The 863-nt window shown below is 64.4% G+C and carries 2 protein-coding genes; both read left to right on the top strand.

Going from position 1 to position 863, the window contains the following annotated elements; genetic code table 11:
- Positions 1 to 287 (top strand): membrane dipeptidase (locus tag ALA01S_RS31265; RefSeq protein ID WP_174548678.1); only part of this gene is annotated, 287 nt, incomplete at its 5' end.
- Positions 288 to 289: 2 nt separating this feature from the next.
- Positions 290 to 829 (top strand): DUF5943 domain-containing protein, encoded by a 540-nt coding sequence (locus tag ALA01S_RS31260; RefSeq protein ID WP_066343692.1) that lies wholly within the window; start codon positions 290 to 292, stop codon positions 827 to 829.
- The last annotated feature ends 34 nt before the right edge of the window (positions 830 to 863 follow it).

Here is an 863-nt window from a genome sequence, read left to right as displayed (position 1 = left end):
CCCTGGACTACGTGATCAACCTCGTGGGCGAGGACTGCGTGGGCGTGGGCACCGACCACACCCAGGGCTACGGCCAGGATTTCTTCGACCACATCACGCACGACAAGGGCCGCGGCCGCCGCCTCACCAACTTCGGCACGGTGCTGAACCCCGTGGGCATCCGCACCATCGGCGAAATGCCCAACCTGACCAGCGCCATGGTCCATGCCGGCTGGTCCACCCGCAAGATCGAGAAGGTGATCGGCGGCAACTGGATGCGAGTCTTCAAGGAAGTGTGGGGAGCCTGAACATGAATCCGCAATTGCCCATCGAAGTTGCCGAGGACACCGGCATCTGGACCACCGACGGTCTGCCCATGATCTACGTGCCCCGGCACTTCTTCGTGAACAACCACGTGGAAGCCGAGGCCGCCATCGGCCGCGACACCTACGCCCAAAGCCTCTACAAGGCCGGCTACCGCTCGGCCTACTTCTGGTGCGAACAGGAAGCCAAGACGCATGGCCTGCGCGGCCTGGCCGTGTACGAGCACTACCTCAAGCGGCTGTCTCAGCGTGGCTGGGGCCTGTTCTCCTTCGACGAGGTGGACGCCAACACCGGCCACGCGCGCATCAAGCTCGATCACTCGGTGTTCGTCCTGGCCCAGGGCATCGCCGGCGTGCCGGTGACCAAGGACAAGGTCTGCTACCTCTTCGCCGGCTGGTTCTCCGGCGCCATGGACTGGGTTGGCCAGGACACCGGCAAGACCTGGAAGACCCACAGCGAGGAAACCCGCTGCGCGGCCGAAGGACACGACCACTGCGTGTTCACCGTCACGCCCATCGAGGCCTGATCAACGGCCTGATCAACGGGCTGACCTAAAACCC

Origin of the sequence: Azohydromonas lata NBRC 102462, assembly GCF_001571085.1 — a bacterium.
In the GTDB taxonomy this organism is placed as follows: Bacteria; Pseudomonadota; Gammaproteobacteria; order Burkholderiales; family Burkholderiaceae_C; genus Azohydromonas; species Azohydromonas lata.
This window is presented reverse-complemented; position numbering and strand designations above follow the sequence as displayed.